A 16567-nucleotide genomic window follows, 5' to 3' on the forward strand; every position below is an offset into this window, starting at 1 on the left:
ACCTTCATTCGCATGCGCTTTCGCGCAGACCGGAATATTGCCTTATTGACACCCGAATTTATTGTTCCTAGCATCAGCTTCATCCTATTTATCATGATAAATAGGATGAAGCCAGCCGATGCCTGAACGTATCACGAAAAAAAGCGCGGCGGTCGCGAAGGTCATCTCTCAAGGAGCGTCAATTTTGAATCGCCGAAACATGTTGAAGCTGGCCGCGCTGACGGCCATTCCTGGATCGTTCGAAGCGCTCGTATCAAGAAGCGCGCTGGCGCAGGGGTCGCCGCTCCAGTTCGCCTGTCCGGTGCCGATGTCCGGCCCCTTCGCGGCCAACGGCAAGTACGCCGACCTCGGCATGAAGCTCGCCATCGAACAATATGGCAAGGTGCTCGGCCAGCCGCTCGCCTACACGACGCTCGATACCGAGGGAAAACCCGCAACCGCGGTGCGGCGCGTTCAGGAAATCGCGCAGCAGAAGAACGCGCATTTCTTCGCGGGCGGCATTCTCTCGTCCGAGGCGCTCGCCATGGGCAAGGAAGCCGAGAAGGCCGGCGGCATCTTCATCACGACGGCGGGCGCGGACGAACTCACCGGCAAGGACTGCAACAGCGCCACCTTCCGCTGGTCCGTGCCGACCTTCGGCGCCATCGAACAGACCGTGCGGCCGCTGATCCAGACGATGCCCAACGCGAAGCGCTGGTACACGATCACGCCGCAATACGTGTTCGGCGACGGCCTCTTGTCCGCCGCGAAGAACATCTTCAAGGAAAAGGGCATCGAGCACGTGGGCAACAGCTATCACTCGCTCAACGAAAAGGAGTTCAGCGGCTATCTGACGAACGCCGTAGCGGCCAAGCCCGATGTGCTGCTGATCCTGAACTTCGGCTCGCAATCGTCGGATACGCTGCGGCAGGCCGTGAGCTTCGGCATGAAGAACAACTGCACGATCCTGATGGCGTGGGCATCGGGCCTCGAACAGTTCGAAGCGCTCGGCCCGGACATCTGCGAAGGCGTGTACTTCGGCGCACAGTACTGGCATGCGATCGACTCGCCGCTGAATCATGACCTCGTCAAGCGCGTGAACGCGGCTTACAAGTCGAACCCGAACTACAGCCTCGCCGGCTCGTATATCTGCACGAAGATCCTGCTGGACGGCATCGTGAAGGCGGGCAGTGCGGATCCGAAGAAGGTGATCGCGGCGCTCGAAGGGATGAAGTACGCCGGGCTGACGGGTCCCGAAGAGATCCGCGCGGGCGACCATCAGGTGTTGAAGAACTACTATCTTCTGAAGGGCAAGGCCAAGGGCAAGATGAAGGACAAGGACGATTACGCGGATATCGTCAGCTCCGGCCAGTCGTTCCTGCCGCTCGACAAGACGCAGTGCAAGCTCGCGTAAGGCGCGTGGCGTGTGTGTCTTCCAGGCGAATGCAGGCGCGGCCCGCATTCGCTCCGTCACTCTTCTGACGCAAGGCCATGAACGTTTATCTGTTGCAGGTCGTGAACGGCATCGGCGTGGGCATGCTGTACTTTCTGCTCGCGGTCGGCTTGTCGATCGTGTTCGGGCTGTTGCGCTTCGTGAACTTCGCCCACGGCGCGTTCTATCTGCTGGGCGCGTATTTCTGTTATCAGGCCATGCAATGGTCGATGAACTTCTGGACCGCGCTCGTCATCGTGCCCGTGATCGTGGGCGCGCTGGCGTGGGTCGTCGAGAAGGCCGTGCTGCGGCACGTCTACGCGCAGCAGCATGAGTTTCATATTCTCGCGACGGTCGGACTCGCGCTCGTGATCCAGGAGTGTTCGATCATCGCGTGGGGGCCGATCGGCGACAACGTGGCCGTGCCGGACATCCTCAACGGCGTGGTGATCTGGGGCAGCTTCATCTACCCGAAGTACCGGCTCTTCGTGATCGCGTTCACGGCCGTGCTCGCGGCGCTGCTCTGGTGGGTGCTCGAAGGCACGCGGCTCGGCAGCGCGGTGCGCGCGGGCAGTGAATCGAGCGAGATGGTGTCGCTGCTCGGCATCAACGTGACGCGCATCTTCAGTCTCGTGTTCGCCCTGGGCGCGGGCACCGCGGCGCTCGCCGGCGTGCTGGCGGCGCCGATTCGCGGTGTCGATCCCTTCATGGGCATCGAAGCGCTCGGCGTGGCCTTCGTCGTCGTGGTGGTGGGCGGCATGGGCAATTTTCTGGGGGCGCTCGTCGGCGGACTGCTGGTGGGCATCGTGCAGAGCGTGATGAGCACGCTGTGGCCCGAAGGCGCGCGTCTCATGATCTATGTCGCCATGGCGGCGGTTCTGTTGCTGCGTCCGAACGGATTGCTCGGGAGGGCCGCGTGAATTCCAAACCGACATCGGAGGCGCTGAACGTGAGCGAGTCACGACCTTCCCCGCGGCATGCGCTGCACCGCTATCGCTTTCTTCTGCTCGCGGCCGTGGTCGTCTGCATCCTGCCGCTGACCGTCCGCTCCGGATCGCTCGCGACGGAAGTACTGGTCTTCGCGCTCGCGGCGCTTGGCTGCAACCTGCTGCTGGGACATACCGGGTTGCTCTCGTTCGGGCAGGGCATCTTCTTCGGCCTCGGCAGCTATAGCGCCGGGCTGATCCTGACGAAAGCCGGACTCCAGGTTCCCGCTGCGCTGCTTGGCGCCATCGTGGTGGGCGCCGTGGCGGCGGCGGTGGTCGGATGGTTCTCCATTCGTCAGCGCGGCGCGTACTTCGTGATGCTCACGCTGGCGTTCGGGCAGATGTTCTACTTCCTCGCCTACACGACGCCCGATCTCACCGGCGGCGACAACGGCCTGCTCGACATTCCGCGTCCCGCGCTGTCGGTTCTCGGGCATCCGCTCGTGTCCATCGCGTCGCCGTGGCAGTACTACGCGTTCGTCGCGGTGCTGTTCCTGATCGCGTTCTGGGTCATGCTGCGCGTGTCGCACTCGGTGTTCGGCCGCACGCTGCTCGCGATCCGCGACAACGAAGCGCGCGCCGCCGCCGTGGGCTACGACGTGAAGCGCTTCAAGCTCGCGGCGTTCGTCGTGTCGGGTGCGGTCACGGGGCTGGCCGGCGCGCTGCACGCGTTGATGACCGGCATTGCGCCGCTGTCCAACATCGACTATCACACGAGCGAGATGATCCTCGTGATGACGGTGATCGGCGGGACGGGCAATCTGTTTTCTTCGGTGCTGGGCGCAGCCTTCTATGTGTTGTTCGCCGACTGGCTCGCCACGCTATGGCCGCGCTGGCTGCTGTTGCTGGGCCTCGTGCTGATCGCCGTGAGCCTGTTCATGCAGCGCGGCCTGTGGGGCTTGGGCGAGCGCATCTGGCGCGCGGTGAAGCGTGAAGGGGGAGAGCCAGCATGAGCGTGTTACTGGAGGCAAAAGACTTAGGCAAGCGCTATGGCAAGTTCGCGGCGCTTACCGATGTGAACCTGAGCATCGCCAAGAACACCGTGCATTCGGTGATCGGTCCGAACGGCGCGGGCAAGACCACGCTGTTCCACGTGCTCACCGGCACCGTGCCGAGCAGCGCGGGGCAGATCGTGTTCGACGGACATGACGTGACGCGCGAGCCGGATCACCGGCGCGTGAAGCGCGGCATCGCGCGCTCGTTCCAGGTGACGAGCCTGTTCACGAATCTGCCGGTGCGCGAGAACTTGCGGCTCGCCGCACAGGGCGTCGATTCGAAGCGCGCGCTCAACGCCTGGACGCCGCCGCGCGGCGCGCTCGAACATCGCGACACGGTGGACGGCATTCTCGAACGTCTGGCGCTGCAACGGTTCGCGCAGACGCAGGCCGGTGTGCTGTCGCATGGCCAGCAGCGCCGTCTGGAAGTGGGCATGGCGCTGGCCGCGCGCCCGAAGGCCATCTTCCTCGACGAGCCGACGTCAGGCATGGGTATCGACGATCTCGACGACATGAAGCACCTGATCCGCAGCCTGCGCGACGACTACACGGTGGTGCTGATCGAGCACAACATGGACATCGTGATGGACATCTCGGACACGATTACGGTGATGCAGCAGGGCCGCGTGCTGGTGGAAGGCAAGCCCGCCGAGATTCGCGGCGACCCGCGCGTGCGCAGCGCCTATCTCGGCAACATGATCACCGGAGGCCGCGCATGATGCTCGAGGTCCAGAACCTTCATGGCTACTACGGCAAGAGCCATATCCTGCAAGGCGTGACGCTGAAGATTGCCGAGGGCGAGACGGTCACGCTGCTGGGCCGCAACGGCGCGGGCAAATCGACGACGCTCAAGAGCATCGCGGGCGTCGTGACGCCGAAGCAAGGCAGCGTGAGTTTCAACGGCACGCAGCTCGAGAAACTGCCGCCGCACAAGATCGCGGCGCGCGGCGTGTGTTTCGTGCCGGAGCATCGCGGCATCTTCAAGCTGCTGTCGGTGGAAGAGAACCTGAGGCTCGGCGCGCGCAAGGATTCGCCGTGGCAACTCGCCGATATCTATCGCATCTTTCCGCGCCTGAAAGAGCGCAGGACGAACGGCGGCGGCCAGCTCTCGGGCGGCGAGCAGCAGATGCTCGCCATCGGCCGGGCGCTGATGAATCATCCGCGTCTGTTGATGCTCGATGAACCGGTGGAAGGTCTTGCACCGGTGATCGTCGAGGAGATCGTCGCGCAACTGAAGCTGATTCGGCAGGCAGGCGTGACCATTCTGCTGGTCGAACAGAACCTCGAAGTCTGCACGCAGCTTGCTGATCGGCACACCATCATCGAGCAAGGGCGCATCGTCTACGAAGGCACGAATGCGGATTTCATCGCGGATGAATCCGTCAAGGACCGTTATCTCGGTGTCGGCGTCGTCTGAGCGCCGCCTACATAGCACACAGCGAAGGAAACCTGGCATGCAAGCTCACGATCTGCCGGCGCACGCCGGCTTGCGCATCGATGGTGCGCGTCTTTGGAACAGCCTGATGGAACTCGCGCAAATCGGCGCGACGGAGAAGGGCGGCGTGTGCCGTCTGGCGCTCACGGACCTGGACCGTCAGGGCCGCGATCTGTTCGTGTCCTGGGCGAAGGACATGGGCTGCACGGTGCGTGTGGATGCGATCGGCAACATCTTCGCGCGCCGCGCGGGCTTGCGCCATGATCTTCCGCCCGTGATGACCGGCAGTCATATCGATACGCAACCGACCGGCGGCAAGTTCGACGGCAACTATGGCGTGCTCGCGGGCCTCGAAGTGCTGCGCACGCTGAACGACAACGACGTGCGCACGCAGGCGCCGCTCGAAGTCGCGGTCTGGACCAACGAGGAAGGCTCGCGCTTCGTGCCGGTGATGATGGGCTCGGGTGTGTTCGCCGGCGCGTTCACGCTGGAACATGCGCTGGCGCAGGCCGATCGCGAAGGCGTGACGGTGAAGGACGCGCTCGCGGCGATCGGTTACGCGGGCGAGCGCATTGCGGCGCATGCGGTGGGCGCGTATTTCGAGGCGCATATCGAACAAGGTCCGGTGCTCGAGGCGAATGACAAGGTGATCGGCGTGGTGCAGGGCGCGCTCGGGCAGCGCTGGTACGACGTGACGATCGAAGGCATGGAAGCGCACGCCGGCCCGACGCCGATGGAACTGCGCCGCGATGCGCTGCTCGTCGCGGCGGACCTGATTCGCGCGGTCAACGGTATTGCGCTGACGCATACGCCGCATGCGCGCGGCACGGTCGGCTGGGTGGGTGTGCATCCGAACTCGCGCAACGTGATTCCCGGGCGCGTGAAACTGACCGTCGATCTGCGCGCCCCCGACGATGCGACGCTGCACGCGATGGACCGTGCGCTGCGCGAGTTGTGTGCGCAGGCTGACTTGCCGGTGACGGTAGACGAGGTCGTCTACTTCGCGCCGCAGCCTTTCGAAGCATCGCTGGTGGCGGCGGTGCGCGAAGGCGCCGGTGCGCTCGGTCTGACATCGATGGACGTGGTAAGCGGCGCGGGACATGACGCCGTGTATCTCGCACGCGTCGCGCCTGCCGCGATGATCTTCGTGCCGTGCAAGGACGGCATCAGCCACAACGAAATCGAGGATGCGCGCGCCGACCATCTGGAAGCGGGCTGCAACGTGCTGCTTCAGGCGATGCTGCGCGCAGCGAATGCATCGGTTGAAGGAGCGCGCGCATGAAGATCCTCATCGCCCGGATGAACCACGAGACCAACACGTTCTCGCCGGTGCCGACGCCGCTCGAAGCCTTCGGCCGCGATGGTCCCTGTTATGGCGCGGAGGCTTATCGCGAGAACGCGGGCATGCGCACGGCAATGTCCGCGTTCATCGACGCCGCCGAACGCGCGCAAGCGGAGATCGTTACGCCGATCTCCGCTTCGGCAAATCCGAGCGGTCGCGTGGATGCCGCGGCTTACGATGCGATCTGCCAGTCCATCGTCGATGCCGCCGAAGGCTGTGACCTCGTGATGCTCGATCTGCATGGCGCGATGGTCGCCGAAAATTCGCCCGACGGCGAAGGCGATCTGCTCGAACGCGTGCGGCGAGCGCTGCCGCATGCGCCGATTGCGGTATCGCTGGACCTGCATGCGAACGTCACGCAGAAGATGATCGACAACGCCGATGTCATCACGAGCTTCAAGACCTATCCGCACGTGGACATGTACGAGAGCGGCGAGCTTGCGGCGCGGCTCGTGTTCGATCGGGTTCATGCGCGGGCAAAGCCTGTCATCGCATGGGCGCAGCCGCCGCTCCTGACCCACACGCTCAGGAGTTCGACGGCCGCAGGGGCGATGAAGCGGGCCGTCGATGCCGCGCGCGCCGTCGAAGGACGCGACGGCGTGCTGGCGGTTTCGGTGTTGTCGGGTTTTTCGCTGGCGGACATCGCATCGCCGTGCATCAGCGTGGTGGTGGTGGCGGACGGCGATCGGGCGAAGGCGCAGGACGTGGCGGACCGTATCGCACGGCAGATCTGGGATGAGCGCGAAGACTTCGTGTATCGCAGCGCGCCGCTTGCGGAATCCATCGCTGAAGGGGCGTCGCTTGCGCGCGATGCCACGAAGCCCATCCTGCTGCTCGATCATGGCGACAACTGCATGTCAGGCGGCACGTGCGACACCACCGATGCGTTCGAGGAAGCGTTGCGGCAGGGACTCGAAGGCATCGTCGTCGGGCCGCTGTGCGATCCGGAAGCGGTGGCACAGCTGTTTGCGGCGGGCGAAGGCGCGACGGTCACGCTCGGCATCGGCAACAAGCTGGCGAGTGTGACTTCGCGGGGCAAGCCGCCTTTCGAGGTGACGGGTATCGTTCGCGCGCTGACGGATGGCGAGTATGTGATCAGCGGCCCGACTTACACGGGACAGCGCGCCTACATGGGACGTGCGGCTGTCATCGAAACGCCTGCTGCGCGCATTCTCCTGACCGAACGCACGCATGAACCGTGGGATCTGGGCGTGTTCGAAAGCGTGGGCATCGATCCGCGCGGCGCCCGTTTTCTGATTCTCAAGTCGCGCATGTATTGCCGCCCGGTGTTCGTGCCTATCGCCGGAGGGTTGGTGGAGTGCGACAGTCGCGGACCGACGAGTTCGGACTATGCGCTGTTCCCGTTCGTCAATCTGAAGCGTCCGGTGTTTCCGCTGGATGCGGATGTGGGGTATTGAGCGACAGCGTGCGTCCGCGGCTTCATGTTCACGCGATCTTCGCGATCCGCCCTGATGAAGCAACTTCCTGCGGCATCGTTTCCCGCACACAGCGCGCGAAGGCCTGCGCTGAAGGCTGGGCCGATGCCGGCAAGCGCAGGCAAATGGCGAACTGCGGAAGCGAAGGCAAGCCTGCGAGATGCGGCGCGAGCGTTTCGAGGTCGGCGGGCACCGTGGATGCGAGCCATGCGGTAATCGCAAGGCCGGCCCTGACCGTGGCGGCGGTCGCCTCGATGTTGCCGCTCTCGAAGACCGTGCGCCACGCGATGCCTTTGTCCGCGAGCGCGCCGAGCACCAGCGGCCGGAAGGCGCAGCGTTCATCCACCATCGAAAGAGGCAGTGGCCGCTTCTGCCACGCGACGCTGTCGCGCCCCGTCACCCAGACGAGCGGTTCGATACGGATCACGTCGCCCTCGGCTTCGCCTGCGACGGCTTCGACCAGCGCCACATCGACGCGCCCCGCATCCAGTGCCTCGCCGACTTCGGACGAGGCCGCGCAGACCAGCGACACATCCACATGCGGATGGGCTTCAGCGAATGCCTTCATTGCGGGAGCGAGCGGGGTCACGAGGTCGTAGGGCACGCCGACGCGCACGCTGCCGCGCAACGGCTGCGCGTTCATGTCGGCCCAGATCTCGTCGTTCAGCTTCAGCAGCTGACGCGCCTTGACGAGAAACGGTTCGGCCTGGCGCGACAGCTCCAGCTTGCGCGTCTTGCGCACGAACAACGGGCAGTCCAGTTGCTCTTCCAGACGCTTCACCTGCTGACTGACGGCGCCCTGCGTCATGTGCAGGAGATGTGCGGCCACGGTCATGCTGCCGCTGTCGGCGACGGTCACGAACGTGCGGATCAGGTCGAGGTCGAGATTGCGGATCATCGATGCATTAGGCGCGGTAATGGACGGCATCAATATTATTGGCTTTTATGATGCATAGGCGGTCGCTAGAGTGCAAATATCGATTACCCGATTTGCGCTAATGACTGCCTCGATCCTCCCGCTCTGCCTCTTTGTCGCCGTGGCGACCGTCACGCCCGGCGGCGCCACCACGCTCGCCACCGCATCGGGCGCACGCTTTGGCTTCACGCGTTCGCTGCCGCTGATGCTCGGCATCGCGACCGGCCTCGCTTCGCTTGCGGCGGTGGCGGCGCTCGGCCTGGGCGGCATGCTGCTGGCCATGCCTACGTTGCAAACCGCCGTGAAGGCAATCGGCTCCGCCTACCTGTTGTGGCTCGCGTGGCGCATTGCGCGCAGCGGGCCGCTGAACGCGCAAGCGGGCCCCGCGCGGCCGGTCACGCTCGTCAACGGCGTGATGCTGCTCTGGCTCAATCCGAAGAGCTGGGCGATGACCGTCGGCGCGGCGGCGTCCTTCGAGTTGCTCGCGAGTAGTCCCGGCCGCCTTGCGATGCTGCTCGCGGTGGCGTTCGGCGTGGCCGCGTGCGTCTCGCTTGCGCTGTGGTGTGCGCTCGGCGCCGTGCTGGCGCGGGTCTTCCGCACGCCGCTGCAATGGCGCGTGCTCAATCTCGCGATGGGTGCGATGCTGGGCGCGTCCGTCGTCGCGGCGTGGGTCTGATCAGATCCGCCTGCGAGCTTCACGCACTCAATGGACTGCAATGCGCGAAGGTCCGGCCGTGCCACATCAGGCATGCCGGGGCATCGTCCTGTTGCGTGAATGCAATATCCCGGATCACGCCGATGAATATTGAATGCGAAAAACCATCGTGCCGCCCGGCGATTTCGCAATCGAGCACGACGACGGCATCGTCGAGCATCGGCGAACCGGTCTTGCTCACGCGCCACCGATGCGTGTCGAAGCGGGCTTCGCCGCGCACGTCGCGGAACCGGTCGACCACGTCGCGATGCTCCACCGAAAGCAGGTTCACGGCGAACTTCCCTTCCTGGATCAACACGTCGTGCGTGGCCGCGCTCTTGTTGACACACACGACGATGGAAGGCGGCGTCGATGAAAGACTGCATACCGATGTTGCGACCAGACCGGCCGGCTTGCCGTCGCTCATCGTGGTGATGACCGTCACGCCAGCGGCGAACAGCGACATCGCTTTCTGAAACTCAATGACCGGATCGGTGACCTGCAATTCCTGCTCCTGCGAGTGATTTGAGCGGAGGCGAGCCGCGTGCATGCCTTCAGCGGTGTGTGGATCAGTCTTCGCGCCAGCCGGGATATTTTTCATCGAGCAAGCGCAGCATCGAAGGCCACATCCGGTGACCGGCCGCTGCGGGATTGAAGCTGCTGGTGAACTGGCTCACGGTCTTCTCGATCAGCGCCCGCGACGGCGTCACGAACGGCCGGCCGGACGCGAGCACGTCCATCTGCACCTGGGCGGACTGCTCCAGGTAGTACATCAGGTAGAACGCGGCGGGGATGTTCGGACCCACGGCGAGCAAGCCATGGTTGCGCAGGATCAGCCCCACCTTGCCCGCGATATCGCGGCGCAGGCGTTCGCCTTCGTCGAGGTTGAAGGCGAGACCTTCGTATTCATGCATGCCGATGCGGTCATGGAACTCGATCGCGAACTGGTTGATCGGCAGCAGACCGTCTTCGAGACACGACAGCGCGACGCCCGAGCGCGTATGCGTATGCACCACGCAACCGATATCCGGCCGCGCCGACAACAGCGCGCTGTGGATCACGTAGCCGGCGGCATTGGCGGGATGGTTCGACGGATCGTCGCTGAAGCCGGCGTAATCGACCTTGAGCAGGCCACCCGGCGTCACTTCCTCGAAGCGCAGGCCGTAGGGGTTGATGAGGAAGGCCTCTTCGCCCGGCACCTTGGCCGAGGCGTGCGTGAAGATGGTGTCGTCGAGTCCGTAGTGAGCGAGCAGACGATACAGCGCGCACAGATGCAGACGCGCATCGGCTTCGGTTTCGATCGGGACGAGCAGCGGCGGGCGGTCTTTGATGAGCATTGTTCTGGTTCCTTGGTCGGGCAGGTCAGGCAGGACGAGTCGCGGCGAACGACGGACGAAGCGCGAAGCGCGCGAACCATGCGCTCGCGGCAGGGCGGCCCGCGCGCCAGTCCAGTGATTCAAAGCGGAAGTCGAGATAGCCCAGCGCGCACGCAATGGCAATCTGGCCGAGATCGACGGGCACATTGAATGCATTCGACATGCATTCAATTTCATCGAGCGCGGCGGTCACTTTCAGCAATTGCGTGGAAGACCATTGTTCCCACTGCAAGGCTTCGGGACGCACGGTCTCGTAGCGGATGAGCAAGGCCGCGTCGAGCAGGCCGTCGCCGAGCGCTTCGGCGCGTCGCACGGTCCAGTGCGCCGCGCCCTCGGGCAGCAGCACGGTCGCTTCGGGCGCTGCCTGTGCGCACAGGTACTCGGCGATCACGCGTGAATCGAACAGCGCGAGGCCGTCGTCGGTGACGAGCGTGGGCAGCTTGCACAAGGGATTGAGCGCGCCGAGCGTGTCGTTGCGCCTGACCGGACTGGCCGTGGCGGCGACTTTCTCGATGCGCGCATCGAGCCCGAGTTCGTGCGCGACGATCACCACCTTGCGCACGAACGGCGATGTTGCGGCGTACATCAGTTGCATGTGAAGTTGTCCTCGTGGCGAAACAGGTTCAGACGACGGTCAGCTGCGGCGCATGCGCGCGGCTCACATAACCGTCGCGCAGCGGTGCGTGGACGGTCCATAGATCACGCAGCGCGCGCAAGGGCGTCTCCGCGCAATCGATGCGCAGATCGGTTTCAGGCCAGGGCTCGGCATGCGCGCACAGCAGGCCGGCCGAGCGCAGCGCGCGCACTTCGCCGCCTGCGGCAAGCCCGGCATCGGCGGCAGCGAGCAGACGCTCCGCGAAGGGCGCATTCGATGCCTCGAAGGCTGCGACCATCGCAGCAGGAATGTCGCTCGATGCGAGCAGGTTGCCGGCCGCGGCGCAGTTCAGCCCGCGCGCCGACGCGACAGTTGGCAGCGCGGCAGCGCCGGTGAACACGGCGGTTTCGCCGCGCGCATCGATGACGCTCAACTGGCGATAGTCCGGTTGTGGATCGATGCGTTGCAGCGCGTCGAGCACCTTCGCGGCGGGAATGCCCTGCGCGAGCAAATCCAGGCCGATGTTGCCGAGCGCCGGATTGGTCAGGTTCTGCGTGGCGACGGCGCCGACGCCCGCGCGAACCCATGCGCAACGGCTGGCCACGCAGATGCTCGACGAAGTGACGATCATCCCGAAGGCGCCGGTTTCGGCGCAACGGGCAACGAGAGAGAAGGTCATGACGGTATGCGTTCAGTGGAGGGCGGCACGCTCATTCGACACGGAAGATCTTCTCCAGCCCGATCAGCCGGCCCACCACGAGCACGAGCAGCGTGGAGAGCAGGATCAGCACCGCCGACATCGCCGCGACAGTGGGATCGTCGAAGTCGCGCATATACGCATAGGCGGCGACGGGCAGCGTCGTGCTGTGCTGCGCGGCGAGGAAGGTGGAGACGGAGAAGTTGTCGATGGCCTCGACGAAAACGAAGGTGCCGCCCGCGATCAGTCCCGGTCTCAGTTGCGGCAGCACGACCAGGCGAAAGGCCTGCCAGTTCGACGCCCCGAGGTTGCGCGCGGCCTCTTCGAGATCGGTGCGCATGCCGTGCAGGTTCGCGACGAGCGCGCGCACGGAGTAGGGCAGCGTGAAGCAGATCATCGCGATCACGAGTCCGGTGAATCCCGGGCCGATGCCGGTGTGATACAGCAGGATCAGGAACGCGATGCCGGTCACGACGCCCGGAATGATGATCGGCGACATCAGCAGCGCGTTGATCGCCTCCACGCCGCGGAAACGGCCGCGCACGAGCGCCCATGCTGTCGGCACCGCGATGATGAGGCTCACCGGCGTCACGATGGCGCCCATCAGCAGGCTGGTGCCGAACGCCGTGCGGAACGAATCGCTGGAAAAAAATTGCTGAAACCACTTCAGGGAAAAGCCGGAAGGGGACAACGAAAAATAACTGTCGTTGCTGAACGCGTAGTACACGATGAACACCACCGGCGTCAGCATGAACAGCCCGACCAGGACGGCGAACAGACGCACGCCGGGGCCATAGGCGAGATAGTCTTCACGGGCGGTGCTCATCGGGTGGCGCTCCTGGCAACATGACCGCCGGCGAGTCGTTGCGACAGCGAGAACAGCCACACGAACGCGAGCGAAACAACGAGAAAGAGAGTCGCCGTGGCGGCGGCAAACGGCAGATCGAACGCGACGAAGATCAGTTCGTAGATCTCATTCGACAGCAGGCGCACGTGTCCGCCGCCCAGCACGAGCGGAAACAGGAACGAGCTCAGCGAGACCGCGAAGGTCAACGCACTCGCCGCGATCACGCCCGGCACGCTGAGCGGCAGCGTGACGCGACAGAACGCGGACAGCCTCGATGCGCCCAGATTGATGGCGGATTCCTCCAGCACGCGCGGCACGTTCTTCAGCGGGCCGAGCAGCGTGAGCACGAAGAAGGGAATCACGAAATGCAGCAGGGACACGAAGACGCCGCCCTGGTTGTAGATCAGGTGAAGCGGCGCATCGATCACGCCGAGCTTGCGCAGCACCGAATTGATGAGCCCGCTGTTGCCGAGGATGATGACCCACGCATAAGCGCGCGTGACCGTTCCGGAAAGGAACGTCACGACCAGCGACACCATCAGGAACTGGCGCAAGCCGCTCGATGCGCAGCGCACCATCACATACGCCATCGGAAAGCCCACCAGCGCGGCGGCGACGGTCAGTTCGGCGGAGATGCCAAGCGTCGCGCCGAGAATGCGCCACTCGGAGGCGGAGCGCAGGAAGCGGGCGTAGTTGTCGAGACTGATGGGTCCGACGCTGGCCGCCTGTCCCGGCACCCGATGCAGCAGGCTCGTATAAAGAAAGATCGCATAGGCGCTGAAGAACACGATCAGCACCACGGCGGCCGGCGCGAGATTCCAGCGCGATACGCGCGGCGTGAAATCGACGATGGGCGCAATGCCCGGAGCAATGATGGGCGGGTTCTTCATGCGCGCAGCACCATGCAGTCCGCGACAGCGATCGAGAGTTCGACCAGCGCGCCTTCGGGAAAGACCGGCTCGCCGGCATGACGCGGTGCGTCGACGGTCAAACGCAGACCATGCGATTCCACTTCATACGTCACCTTGTCGCCGAGATTCATCGCGAGCGCGATGCGTCCAACGAGATGCGAGCCGGACTGCACGCCGGTTCGTGCCGTGCCCGCTGCCGCGAGACGTATCGCGCCGGGACGGATGGTGACGTCCACAGCGTCGCCCACGCGCCGCTCGGCGATCCCGCTCACGCTCAGGCGTCCGCCGTCCGGCAGGTTCAGCACGCCGCGCTGGCCTTCCATGGCGGCCAGTGTGCCCGTAACGGTATTCGACGTGCCGATGAACTGCGCGACGAAACGCGTGGCCGGGCGATCGTAGATGTCGGCGGGCGCGCCGCACTGCTCGATGCGGCCCGCGTTCATCACCGCGATGCGGTCCGAGATCGCCATCGCTTCCTGCTGGTCGTGCGTGACGCAGATGGTCGTGACGCCCACCGCGCGTTGCAGCTTGCGCAGTTCCACCTGCATCTGGTCGCGCAGGCTCTTGTCGAGCGCGCCGAAGGGTTCGTCGAGCAACAGGACCTTCGGCTGCGTGACCAGTGCGCGCGCCAGTGCGGCGCGCTGTTGCTGGCCGCCGCTCAGCTGCGCGGGATAGCGTTCGGCCAGTGCGGAGAGCCGCACCATCTCGAGCGCTTCGAGCGCGCGTTTGCGGGCTTCCGCAGCGGGCACGCGGCGCATCTTCAGGCCGAACATCACGTTGGTCAGCACGTCCATGTGCGGGAACAGCGCGTAGCTCTGGAACACCATGGCGGTGTCGCGGCGATGCGGCGCGACACCGAGCACGTCGCGCTGACCGAGCGTCACGCGGCCTTCGTCGGCGGTGACGAAGCCCGCTATCAGACGCAGCAACGTGGACTTGCCGCAGCCGCTCGGGCCGAGCAGCGTGAGCAGCGCGCCGGCGGGAACATCGAGCGAGACACTGTCGATCGCGGTGAAATCGCCGTAGCGCTTGCGCACGCCGATGACCGACAATGGCTCGCCGCGTGTGGGCGATGCGATATCCGGCGCCGTCACGGCGGCCGACAGTTGGGTGCTCATCGTGCGATTTCCTGATTGAAGCGGTCGGTCCATGCGCCGATGTTGGCGTTGACGTTCTTCTCGTCGATCACCATCTCGTCGCCCGGCTTGGGCAGGGCGTCCACCAGCGCGGCGGGCTGCGTCGACTTGCGGTTGATCGCGCTCATGTTCAGCTTTTCAGCGATCTGGCCGTTGATGTCGGCGCTCAGCAAAAAGTTGAGGTAGTCGGCGGCGAGCGCGCTGTTGGGCGTGCGCACCAGCACGGCGACGTCGGAGTTCATCGGCGTGCCCTTCGGGCTGACGATCTTCACCGGGCGTCCCGCGTCCGCGACCCGCTTGGCCTGCGACGGCGGCGCGATCAGCACCGACACTTCACCCTGCGCGAGCGCCTGGCGTGCCTGTGCGTCCGAGTTGTAGAACATGGCGGCGTTCGGCTTGATCTTCTTCAGCATGTCGAAGCCCGTATCCGCCGAGCCCGGCTTGCCGCCGACGTTCGCGGCGATCATCAGCATGCGGCCCTGATAGAAGCCCATGGCGGGCACGGCGATCTTGCCGGCGAAGCGCGGATCCCACAGTTCCTTCCAGGACGTGATGGGCTTGTCCACGAGGTCGTTGCGATACACGATCGACAGCGGATACGAATACAGCGCGACGTAGTTCGGCGTCGCGAGTCCGGGCATCACGTCCTTCAGGTTCGGCATCTGCGCGGCGGGCAGCGGCGTGAACAACTGCTGGTCGGTCACCGCGCGTTCCGCGACGGACGAGGTGGTGAGCCACACATCGACGCTCGGCGCGCTCTTCATCGCCTGAAGCTTGACGAGTCCTTCGCCCGACGACGACTGCGTGACGAGATTCACCTTCACGCCGGTCTTCTTCGTATAGGCCTCGCTCGCGGCCTGCAGCGCGGTCTGCCACGTGAGACCCCAGGACAGTACCGTGATGGAACGGGTTTCGTCGGCCTGCGAGGTGGTCGCGCCCAGCAGGGTCAGTACGGCCGCCGTCGCAAGCGCGACGCGGCGGGAAATTGCAAGCTTCAGGTTCATTGCATTACCCCGTAGTGGAAATCGTTGATAAAAAAATCGAGCTGTTCTGTTTCAGCGCAAGGCGGCCTTGGCCTTTTCCTTCAGCGCACGCTTCCTGTCCTGTTCGAGATGCTTGCGCACCAGCTTCTCGGCACGCGCGCTGTCGTGGGCCCGCAGCGCGGCGACAATCTCGCTGTGCTGCGCAATGGCCGTCTGGCTTTCGCGCGGGCTGTAGCTCGCGAGCATCTTTTCGTTCAGGAAAAATTCCTGAAAGCTTTCGACCATTCGCGCGAGCCGTTCCGAGCGCGCGGCGCGGGTGATCGCTTCGTGGAAGCGTTGGTTGATCTGCACGCGTGCATCGATGTCATGCATCGACGCATGCGTCTCGTCGATCAGGCCATCGAGCACCTTCAGTTCCTCGTCCGTGATGCGCTCCGCCGCGAGCCGCGCCGCGCAGCCTTCGAGCGCTTCGCGGATCATGTAGATCTCGTCGAGTTCGCTCGACGTATCCACCACTTCCACGCCGCCATGCTTCAGCGGCCGCACGAGCTGATCACTCGTGAGACGCGAGATCGCCTCGCGTACCGGCGTGCGGCTCGCGTTGAGCGCTTGCGCCAGTTCGACTTCGATCAGCCGGCTGCGCGCGGGCAACTGGCCTTCGATGATCGCGCGGCGCAGCTTGCGATAGAGCTGGTCCGCGACCCGTTCGGGCGCGGCGTCGTTCGGCGGCAGCAGCAGCGCGGCATCACCGGCTTGTGTGTCGATCGTGTCGGTGGTGTTGGTCATGAAGGTGTCTCCGGAAGCGGT

Annotated in this window: 18 protein-coding genes; 8 read left to right on the plus strand and 10 right to left on the minus strand. The window is 64.8% G+C overall.

All coding sequences use genetic code 11. The features are described 5' to 3' along the window. Positions 1–184: 184 nt before the first annotated feature. The 7 genes from QCE69_RS18040 to QCE69_RS18070 all read left to right on the plus strand — a co-directional run bounded on the left by QCE69_RS18040 (position 185) and on the right by QCE69_RS18070 (position 7587). Entirely contained in the window at positions 185–1393 is a 1209-nt protein-coding gene (locus tag QCE69_RS18040; RefSeq protein ID WP_309921102.1) for an ABC transporter substrate-binding protein, read from the plus strand. A 77-nt stretch (positions 1394–1470) separates the two neighbouring features. Beyond that, positions 1471–2331 (plus strand): branched-chain amino acid ABC transporter permease, encoded by an 861-nt coding sequence (locus QCE69_RS18045; protein WP_309932135.1) that lies wholly within the window; start codon positions 1471–1473, stop codon positions 2329–2331. A gap of 23 nt (positions 2332–2354) precedes the next feature. Then, on the plus strand, positions 2355–3350 hold the full coding sequence (locus tag QCE69_RS18050) for a branched-chain amino acid ABC transporter permease (protein ID WP_409017886.1): 996 nt from the start codon (positions 2355–2357) through the stop codon (positions 3348–3350). Continuing rightward, the gene (locus QCE69_RS18055) at positions 3347–4111 is read left to right on the plus strand and encodes an ABC transporter ATP-binding protein (protein ID WP_309814409.1); all 765 of its coding nucleotides are present in this window, start codon (positions 3347–3349) and stop codon (positions 4109–4111) included. Before QCE69_RS18050 ends, QCE69_RS18055 begins: the two co-directional genes overlap by 4 nt. Further along, a complete protein-coding gene (locus tag QCE69_RS18060) occupies positions 4108–4809 on the plus strand; it encodes an ABC transporter ATP-binding protein (RefSeq protein ID WP_309814406.1) in 702 nt (233 codons plus the stop codon). The genes QCE69_RS18055 and QCE69_RS18060 overlap by 4 nt, the downstream gene beginning before the upstream one ends. A 37-nt stretch (positions 4810–4846) precedes the next feature. After that, positions 4847–6109 carry a Zn-dependent hydrolase gene (locus QCE69_RS18065; RefSeq protein ID WP_309932136.1) on the plus strand — a complete coding sequence of 421 codons (1263 nt, stop codon included), beginning with the start codon at positions 4847–4849 and terminating at the stop codon, positions 6107–6109. Continuing rightward, complete coding sequence (locus tag QCE69_RS18070; protein WP_309932137.1) at positions 6106–7587, plus strand: M81 family metallopeptidase; 1482 nt, start codon at positions 6106–6108, stop codon at positions 7585–7587. The genes QCE69_RS18065 and QCE69_RS18070 overlap by 4 nt, the downstream gene beginning before the upstream one ends. Before the next feature lie 28 nt (positions 7588–7615). On the opposite strand, the gene QCE69_RS18075 is transcribed toward QCE69_RS18070, so the two are convergent. Continuing rightward, positions 7616–8503 (minus strand): LysR substrate-binding domain-containing protein, encoded by an 888-nt coding sequence (locus QCE69_RS18075; protein WP_309932816.1) that lies wholly within the window; start codon positions 8501–8503, stop codon positions 7616–7618. A 100-nt stretch (positions 8504–8603) separates the two neighbouring features. On the opposite strand from QCE69_RS18075, the gene QCE69_RS18080 reads away from it, so the two are divergent. Beyond that, positions 8604–9197 (plus strand): LysE family translocator, encoded by a 594-nt coding sequence (locus tag QCE69_RS18080; RefSeq protein ID WP_309921114.1) that lies wholly within the window; start codon positions 8604–8606, stop codon positions 9195–9197. A gap of 19 nt (positions 9198–9216) precedes the next feature. Here the strand turns inward: QCE69_RS18080 and QCE69_RS18085 are convergent, their stop codons facing one another. From QCE69_RS18085 to QCE69_RS18125, 9 genes are all read right to left on the minus strand, one after another. After that, entirely contained in the window at positions 9217–9720 is a 504-nt protein-coding gene (locus QCE69_RS18085) for a flavin reductase family protein (RefSeq protein WP_309921117.1), read from the minus strand. 64 nt (positions 9721–9784) lie between these two features. Next, positions 9785–10552 (minus strand): class II aldolase/adducin family protein, encoded by a 768-nt coding sequence (locus QCE69_RS18090; protein ID WP_309932138.1) that lies wholly within the window; start codon positions 10550–10552, stop codon positions 9785–9787. 25 nt (positions 10553–10577) lie between these two features. Further along, entirely contained in the window at positions 10578–11186 is a 609-nt protein-coding gene (locus QCE69_RS18095) for a glutathione S-transferase N-terminal domain-containing protein (RefSeq protein ID WP_309932139.1), read from the minus strand. A gap of 28 nt (positions 11187–11214) precedes the next feature. Further along, positions 11215–11865 carry a DUF1028 domain-containing protein gene (locus QCE69_RS18100; protein ID WP_309932140.1) on the minus strand — a complete coding sequence of 217 codons (651 nt, stop codon included), beginning with the start codon at positions 11863–11865 and terminating at the stop codon, positions 11215–11217. Positions 11866–11896: 31 nt separating this feature from the next. Further along, positions 11897–12709 (minus strand): ABC transporter permease, encoded by an 813-nt coding sequence (locus QCE69_RS18105; RefSeq protein WP_309814383.1) that lies wholly within the window; start codon positions 12707–12709, stop codon positions 11897–11899. Next, complete coding sequence (locus QCE69_RS18110; RefSeq protein WP_309932141.1) at positions 12706–13620, minus strand: ABC transporter permease; 915 nt, start codon at positions 13618–13620, stop codon at positions 12706–12708. Before QCE69_RS18110 ends, QCE69_RS18105 begins: the two co-directional genes overlap by 4 nt. Then, on the minus strand, positions 13617–14759 hold the full coding sequence (locus QCE69_RS18115) for an ABC transporter ATP-binding protein (RefSeq protein WP_309921131.1): 1143 nt from the start codon (positions 14757–14759) through the stop codon (positions 13617–13619). The genes QCE69_RS18110 and QCE69_RS18115 overlap by 4 nt, the downstream gene beginning before the upstream one ends. Further along, on the minus strand, positions 14756–15781 hold the full coding sequence (locus tag QCE69_RS18120; RefSeq protein WP_309921134.1) for an extracellular solute-binding protein: 1026 nt from the start codon (positions 15779–15781) through the stop codon (positions 14756–14758). The genes QCE69_RS18115 and QCE69_RS18120 overlap by 4 nt, the downstream gene beginning before the upstream one ends. 51 nt (positions 15782–15832) lie before the next feature. Further along, on the minus strand, positions 15833–16546 hold the full coding sequence (locus QCE69_RS18125) for a GntR family transcriptional regulator (protein WP_309921137.1): 714 nt from the start codon (positions 16544–16546) through the stop codon (positions 15833–15835). Between the last annotated feature and the right edge of the window lie 21 nt (positions 16547–16567).

It is taken from the genome of Caballeronia sp. LZ032 (assembly GCF_031451315.1).
GTDB lineage: Bacteria > Pseudomonadota > Gammaproteobacteria > Burkholderiales > Burkholderiaceae > Caballeronia.